At 64.7% G+C, this 7,120-nt stretch carries 6 protein-coding genes; 1 reads left to right on the forward strand and 5 read right to left on the reverse strand.

Annotation, left to right across the window (positions count from 1 at the left end; all coding sequences use genetic code 11):
* Positions 1–52: 52 nt before the first annotated feature.
* Positions 53–2,290, forward strand: coding sequence for a lectin like domain-containing protein (locus tag HCH03_RS02085; protein ID WP_221688153.1), 2,238 nt, complete (start codon positions 53–55; stop codon positions 2,288–2,290).
* A gap of 133 nt (positions 2,291–2,423) precedes the next feature.
* Here HCH03_RS02085 and HCH03_RS02090 read toward each other — a convergent pair whose 3' ends face one another.
* The 5 genes from HCH03_RS02090 to HCH03_RS02110 all read right to left on the reverse strand — a co-directional run.
* Positions 2,424–3,383: a tetraspanin family protein gene (locus HCH03_RS02090; RefSeq protein WP_221688154.1), complete on the reverse strand. Its 960-nt coding sequence runs from the start codon at positions 3,381–3,383 to the stop codon at positions 2,424–2,426.
* 350 nt (positions 3,384–3,733) lie between these two features.
* Entirely contained in the window at positions 3,734–4,564 is an 831-nt protein-coding gene (locus HCH03_RS02095; RefSeq protein WP_368042404.1) for a LytTR family transcriptional regulator DNA-binding domain-containing protein, read from the reverse strand.
* Between the two features lie 134 nt (positions 4,565–4,698).
* Positions 4,699–5,925: a molybdopterin molybdotransferase MoeA gene (locus HCH03_RS02100; RefSeq protein WP_221688155.1), complete on the reverse strand. Its 1,227-nt coding sequence runs from the start codon at positions 5,923–5,925 to the stop codon at positions 4,699–4,701.
* A gap of 413 nt (positions 5,926–6,338) precedes the next feature.
* Positions 6,339–6,734, reverse strand: a complete 396-nt coding sequence (locus tag HCH03_RS02105; RefSeq protein WP_185904094.1) for a molybdenum cofactor biosynthesis protein MoaE — start codon at positions 6,732–6,734, stop codon at positions 6,339–6,341.
* Between the two features lie 194 nt (positions 6,735–6,928).
* Positions 6,929–7,120, reverse strand: a 192-nt coding sequence (locus HCH03_RS02110) for a hypothetical protein (RefSeq protein WP_221688156.1), incomplete at its 5' end; no start/stop codon positions are given.

Raw genomic sequence — 7,120 nt, forward strand, 5'->3', positions numbered from 1 at the left:
CGGCCTCCTACAATGGAAGTGGAGTATACCTTCCTTTGACAACGGAGGCCGCATGGCTGCAACGAAACCAAAGGGGCCGGCGTTTCTGCGCGTCGCGCTATCGCTTCTACTCGCATGGTCGCTTGCGTCGTTTCCGGGAGTGACGCCCGCCTGGGCGGACGAACGGGAAGCGGCCGGCTTGGCGGCGGCGGCGCAGACGGCAGCCGCCGCGAACGAGGATGCCGTCGCCGTTCTGAGGACGGCCGCAGCGGCGGGCGAGGATCCAAACTTGGCGCTGGTCCGGTACGCGCAGCAGCTTTCCGACGACAACGCGGTCGGTGCGCCGCTTGCGAACGCCATGATGCCGACGCGCTACTACCTGACGAACCTCGGCCAAGTCACCAGCGTTAAATTCCAGAACCCCTGGGGCTCGTGCTGGGCCTTCGCCGCCATCGCGGCGCTCGAGTCGTCGGTGCTGAAGGCCCAGGGCGCCCCTGCCGACGACGGCGTGTTCTGGAGCGATCCCGGAAGCGTGGAGCCCCAGATCACGGGCCTGACGAATGCGGTGGACTATTCCGAGCACGCGCTTGCCTGGTTCGCGCACGAGCGCCAGACCGAAGCGCTTGCCGGCGCTCAGGCAGGCGAGGGCATGATCCGCCAGAAAACGACGCTCGGCACGCAGATGGCGGGCGCCGCGCCGTGGAACGCCGAGACGGAGTTCACCTCCGGCTTGTCCATGGCCGCCGAAGGAGACGTCCCCTACACGTACCTCACGGCAAGCGGCGAGCCTTACGTTCCCGATGCGCAGAAGGGCGACCTGCCTTGGTGGAACATGGTGCCGAACCCCGACGGCAGCACGCCCGAGGAGCCCATCGCCGGCTCTGCGGACGCGCGCCTTCAAGATTGGTCGGTCGACGCCTCGCTGCGCGCGCTGGCCGAGGTCGAGGTCACGGGTTCGATGGCCCTTCCCAGCCCGGTGAAAACATCCACCACCGTGGAGGACGGCGTTTCGAAAACCGAGTACCTCGGCTACGACGAGGCAGCGACCGAGGCCATCAAGCAGGCGCTCGTGGACGTGGGCGGCGTGTCCATCGCCTTCATGGCCGACCAGTCCAAGCCGGGGAGCGGCTCCATCGTGCAAGGCGGCAGCGGCGAGCATTTCTCGTACGACAACTGGTGCCAGTACAACGGCGTCGACCTGGGGTCCGACCACGGCGTGACCATCGTGGGATGGGACGACGACTACCCGGCCGCCAACTTCACCGGCACGGCGAGCGGCCAGCCCGAAGGCGACGGCGCGTGGCTCGTGAAGAACAGCTGGGGCTCCGACGCGTTCTTCGACGCCCTGGGTTACCCGGACGACAAGAAGAACTGGGGTCTTGAAGACGCCGACGGCAACCACTCCGGGTTCTTCTGGCTGTCGTACTACGACCACAGCATCTCGTCTCCCTACGCCTACGAGGTTTCGCCGAACGGCGGCTATCAGCACCGCTACCAGCACGATTACCTGGGGATTGCCGTATCGCCCACGCAAACCGTGGCGCCGGGCGACGACGTGCGCTTCGCCAACGTGTTCACCGCGCAGGGCGACGAGCTGCTGCGCGCCGTGTCGGCGCGCACGTTCTCTCCCGGCGAGACGGCGGAAGTGTGGGTGTACGTGTTGAACGCCGACGCCCAGCATCCCACCGACGGCACGCTGGCGGCTCCTGCGCAAAGCGCTGCGTTCGAGCATGCCGGCTACCATGAGATAGTTCTGGATCGGCCGGTGCAGCTGGCGGCAGGCCAGCGGTTCGCCGTAGTGGAGAGGGTGCGGGGCGTCACGTCCGACGGCTCTCCGGGCGGGTACCTGAACCTCGAGTACTGCTTCGACGCCAGCCTCGTGACCCAGATAAGCTCCGCGGCCATGATCGGCCAGGCTGTGGCGAACGACGGCGAGACGTTCGCCACGACCGACGGCAAGGAGTGGTTCACGCCGGCCGAGTACGAGGACGCGGTGACCGAGGCGCAGGGCGGCACCGCGCTCATGCACTACGGCAACGCCATGATCAAGGCGTTCGCCGACGACGACCCGAACCCGGCTCCGAAGCCGGTCGACCCCGTTCCCGTCGACCCCTCGCCGGGCGGCGATCCGCAGCAGCCCGGGGCCCTCGAACCCGAGCGCGTGGACTTCGGGCACGCGGAGGCGAAGCCGCTTTCCAAGACCGGCGACGCCGCAACGCCGGCCGCAAGCGCGGCTGCGACGCTGGCGCTGGGCACGCTGGCCTCGGCGGCGGTTGCGGCTTTCGCGCTGCGCCGCAGACGGAAGGGCTAATGCAGCCTGCTTGCTTTGAGGCTTCGAGCGGCTGTTGCGCGCTCGATTCGAACAGGAAGCCCCCGGAAGAATTCGTATCCGCCGGGGGCTTCTTCGGACTGTCGATGGACGACGGTGCGCCGACGAGCTCCTCTTAGCTCGCTTTGCCCGCACCGGCCGGATCGAGGGCGGGGCGCTTGCGCATGATGTCGTAGGAAAGCCAGGTGCATACGCCGGTTATCAGCAGCTCCACCACATCGCTCGAACCGCTGGAGGCGAAGGTTCCCTGCGCGAGGCTCCAACCAATGCCGATGACGCAGAGCGCGAGGCTGATTATGCACAGCACGAAGAACGGCTTGATCTTGCGTGGGTCGTTTGCTCCGCGCAGGCCGAAGATGCCCACGACCAGGTCGATGACCGAGCTGATGATGAGCACGATGGCGAACGACATCACCAGCACGAGGCTCGATACGGACTGACCGTTCAAGTCAACGGTGTAGTCGATGCCGATGCCGTTGGCCATAGAGAACACCGCCAGCGCCATCATCGCGGCGCTCACGAGCAGCGTGACGATGGCGAACACGATGAGCACGATGGCGATGACGCGCAGAGCCTTCTGGCTGCCCGAGCGCTCGGCCTCCGGCTCGCCCACGATGCCCCTATCGCGATCCCTTTTCACCTGGTCGGCCAGCGTCGTGCAGAAAATCAGGTAGATGATGTCGCCTATGAACAGGAAGGGGTCGCGGAAAATGCTTCCGTGGTTAACCCAGGTGTAGACGAACATCGCGAAAAGCACGATGGAGATGCCCCAGCTGAGTGCCCGGTAAGGCCCGATCTTGCTCGCGTCGTTGGCTCCTCGTATGCCGAGAACGGCCACGACGAGCTCGATCAAGCCCAGTACAACGACAAGCGATCCCACCACGGTGGTCACAAGCCCCGCCGTGGTGTCGGTGCCGCCTACGTTCAGCGGTTCGTCAATACCGAGCGGGCCGGCCGAGGCGCCGGCTGCGATGATGACGATGCCCGAGATTGTCACGAGTATTCCGAATACGATCATGATGACGGAGGTGATGTACAGCGCTTTCTGGTTTCCAGTGCGGGGAGGGTGGGCCATGGCGGCGTCCTTTCTCGAGTGCGCCGCCGAAGTCGCCGCCCGGCGAAACCCGCTGCATGGACGTGAAATCCACGAGGCGGGCTTTGCCGGCGCGCACTTTCCGGACGACGCTGTGTCGGGTATGCTCCTGCGCAGTATACGACGGCGTCGCGGCGGGCAGATGCGATGGACGGCCCGATGAAAGAAGAAGCGAAACGAACGCCTCTTTTTGCGAAACGAAGGACGCTCGCCGCTGGGCAACGGACGTTGGCGGCCCGCGACCGGCGCGGCCTACATCGGACGCCGTCGATCGCTTCGCATGGCGTCGGCCGCCTTCACGGGCGATCCGACCGATTCCGTTGTGGGAGGGGCTAGGCGGAAGCTTCGATGAACAGCTTGATGTCGCGGTAGCGCTTTTCGGCCACCGGGCAGGCCGTGCCGTCGTCAAGCACCAGTTGGAACCGTGCGACTTCCCTAGCCCGGCTCATATTGGCCAGGCAGCTGCGATGCGTGCGCAGAAAGCCGCGATCGGCGAACTTCTGCTCGAGCTCGCCCATGGAGGTGCGCATGAGGAAGCTTCCTTGGGAATGCCTGACGCGGCAGCGCGGGCCCTCCGCCATCACGCAGCATATCTCGTCGGGGTGGAGGAAATGCATCTTCCCTTCAACGTCGCGGAACTCCATCTTGCTTTCCGACGCGCTCAACGTCTCGAAATGGTCGAGCAGGTAGTTGAGCGCGTTCTCGTTTTCGGCGAGCTGCGGGAACGCCTCGTTGGCGTCCGTGGTGTTCGACACGTGCAGATGGACGATGCGCGGCCCGTCGGGGGTGGGCGCCCATACGTAGGTGGCGTGCTGCGTGAACGGAAGGTTGCGCCTGCCGTCGTGCGACTTGACCAGCACGGTGTAGATCGCGCTCGCAATCCAAACGCTGCCGCGCCGCTTGGCAATCCATTGCTCGTCCGCCAAAGCCAGTCTCGTGTCGTATTCGGCGCGGAGTATCTCCTTCATGTCCTCGAGGCTCGAAGCCGTTTGAAGGGAGAACGGGCCGAGCCACACGATGTCGTCGGCCATGTGGGCCATGGCCGCATCCATGTCCCGCTCGACGAAGTGCTTGTAAGCCGATTGGCGCGACAGCTCGATGACGATGCGCTCTCGCAGGCGCGCATCGTCGGTTTTAGACGGTAGGGCAGTTTCGTTGCGCACGAGCGTCCTTTCGCGAACACGGTAACCGTGACGACTTGCTTTGAGGCACGATCAGGATAACGCGGTAACGGGCAAAATGGAACAGAAGTCGCCGTGCGGCGGAGTGCGGCAGAGGCAAACGGACTCCTTGCCGCTTAGTCGATGAGCTCCTCTCCGCGCAGCAGCTCCACGTCGACGATGGCCCCGGTTTCGAAGCCGCGCTCGCCGATGGGGGAGACGCGCTGGGCGTTGCTGGCCATGCAGGCGGCCAGGTCGCCGGCCTTGAAGTTGAGGAAGTTCGCCGTGTAGCCGGTGGGGCTGTCCGCGTCGCGCACCAGGTTCACGCGGGCGATGTTCGCCATCTGCGGCGGACCTGCCACCTCGGCCGCCGCGCGCGCCTTCACCGTGGGGATGGTGCGCACGGGCACGCCCAGAAAGCGCGCGACCACCGCTTGCAGGCACCATTGCGTGCCGTAGTAGGCGGCCAGCGTGGGGCCGGGCAGGTCGACGATGGGCTTGCCGTCGGCCACGGCCAACATGAGCGGACGTCCGGGCACGGCGGCGATGTAATGATGCACCACGCGGCCGCGCTTCTCGATCATGCGCACGTTGAAATCCTCCTCGCCCACGGCCGAGCCGCCGTTGACGACCACGAAATCGGCCACGGCCAGCGCTTCGGCGAACGCGCGCTCAAGCGCGGCCTCGTCGTCGCGAACGATGGGGAACACGAGGGGTTCGGCACCGTATTCCAGCAGCATATGCTTCACCATCAGGCTGTTCGTGTCGACGTTCTGACCGCGTTGGGGCTTGGTGCCGGCCGGCACCAGCTCGCTGCCCGTGGGGATGAACGCCACGCGCGGCTTGCGACGCACGGGCACCATGGTGATTCCGCCCATGGCGAGCGTCGCCAGGTCGGTCGGACGCACGGGCAGTCCCGCCTTCATGAGCGGCGTGCCCGCTTTGATGGTGTCGCCGGCGGCGCGCACGTTCGTGCCGGGCTCCACCTGCACGTCGGCGTCGAGCACGACCGAGCCGTCCGGCTGGATGGCGGCCTTCTCTATCATGACGACGGCGTCGTAAGCGTCGGGAAAATCGTCGCCGGTGTCGGCGCGCACGTAGTCCTCGCCGAGACGCCAGCCGCTCGTGTCCGGCAGGCCGTTCGCGAACGCCGCCGATTTCACGGCGATGCCGTCGCACGACGACGCGCGCACCACCGGCAGCGTGTTCATCGACACCAGGTCGCGTGCCGTCACGCGCCCCACGGCCTCGTCCAAGCTCACCAACTCGGTGGCGGTTGCCGCCGCCGAGGGCTCCCAAGCTGCGAAAAAGTCCGCAAGCGCCTCCTCGCGCGACGGGAACCCGTGCATGATCTTCTCTCCCATGTTCCATCTCCCTGGTTGAACGGCAGTGTTGGGCATTATTATAGTACGGAAGAAATATTTGGATATCAGGATATCTAGCTGCCGTTCCAACACGGCGGATGAAGAATCGGGGGACGCAAACGAGGTTTGCTCGCGATTGCGCGCACGAAAAATGCGCCCCTTGAGCGCATTTTCGCTGATGTTTCACGTGAAGCATCTGTTCGTTATTCAGCTGGTGAAATTGTCGGCTGCCGAGCTGCGGCTGCTGACTTGCGGTTGCCGAGCTGCGAGCACCGACTTGTGACACGCGAGCCGTCGATCTGCGGCTGTCGACCCTCGACTGCCATACCACGCAAGCGTCGGCCTTCGGGTTGCCATGTCCTCGAGCCGCTGAGTTGCGACCGTCGTGCCGCCGCAACTCAGCGGCTCGCCGCCTACGCGTAGATCTCTTTTTCGACCACCAGGTCGTTCTTGATCTTGCCGACGAGCTTCTGAAGCGCGTCGATGCAGTTCGGGCGGATGTCCGCGCCGATGAGCACGTACATGATGGAGTCGCCCACGCCCAAAACGCCCTCGTTCAGCCACGTGCGCACGTAGTATACGCCGGGCCAGGTGAGCGCTTCCTTCTCCGCCGCCGCGACGCCCTCGGCGTCGTAGGAGAACTCGACCTGCGCCACGTCGCCCAGGCCCTCCACGCCTTCGCGCACCTGCTTCTTCGGCGTGATGCGCACGATGCCGTTGTGGGCGAGGAACATGCCGCACTGGGCGGCCTGCGGATCCTGCTTGGCCTCTTTGAGCCACTGGTCGATGGACGGTTCTTGCTGTGCCATGGTGCCCCTCTCTTCGTTTTTCCGGTTCGCCCATTATACGGTATCGGGTGCAATAAAAGCACAGCAATAGAGTAGGAATATGATCGAGCGCGCGTCCCGAACATAAAGCGAACGAATGTTTCACGTGAAACATCGATGTGCAATGCGTGGTCCTCGATGCGCGGGAAGCGCGAAGGGGGGGGGGAATGCGCGATTCAGGGATGAGGATTCAGGAAGCGGACAATGGGAGAAGAGGGATGGCGCTTGGAGATTGAAGCCGAAGCGCCAAAAGCGAAATAGAGAAGCAGGTGCGTCAAAAAACGAGCAACGAAAAACGAGCAACGAAAAACGAGCAACGAAAAACGAGCAACGAAAAACGAGCAACGAAAAACGAGCAACGAAAAACG

This window comes from Gordonibacter massiliensis (ex Traore et al. 2017), from assembly GCF_019731765.1.
GTDB classification, from domain to species: Bacteria; Actinomycetota; Coriobacteriia; order Coriobacteriales; family Eggerthellaceae; genus Gordonibacter; species Gordonibacter massiliensis.

Excerpts from the sequence above, each read along its gene's own strand:
- HCH03_RS02085 (WP_221688153.1), top strand. The coding sequence starts at position 53 with ATGGCTGCAACGAAACCAAAGGGGCCGGCGTTTCTGCGCGTCGCGCTA.
- HCH03_RS02090 (WP_221688154.1), bottom strand. The coding sequence starts at position 3,383 with ATGGCCCACCCTCCCCGCACTGGAAACCAGAAAGCGCTGTACATCACC.
- HCH03_RS02100 (WP_221688155.1), bottom strand. The coding sequence starts at position 5,925 with ATGGGAGAGAAGATCATGCACGGGTTCCCGTCGCGCGAGGAGGCGCTT.
- HCH03_RS02105 (WP_185904094.1), bottom strand. The coding sequence starts at position 6,734 with ATGGCACAGCAAGAACCGTCCATCGACCAGTGGCTCAAAGAGGCCAAG.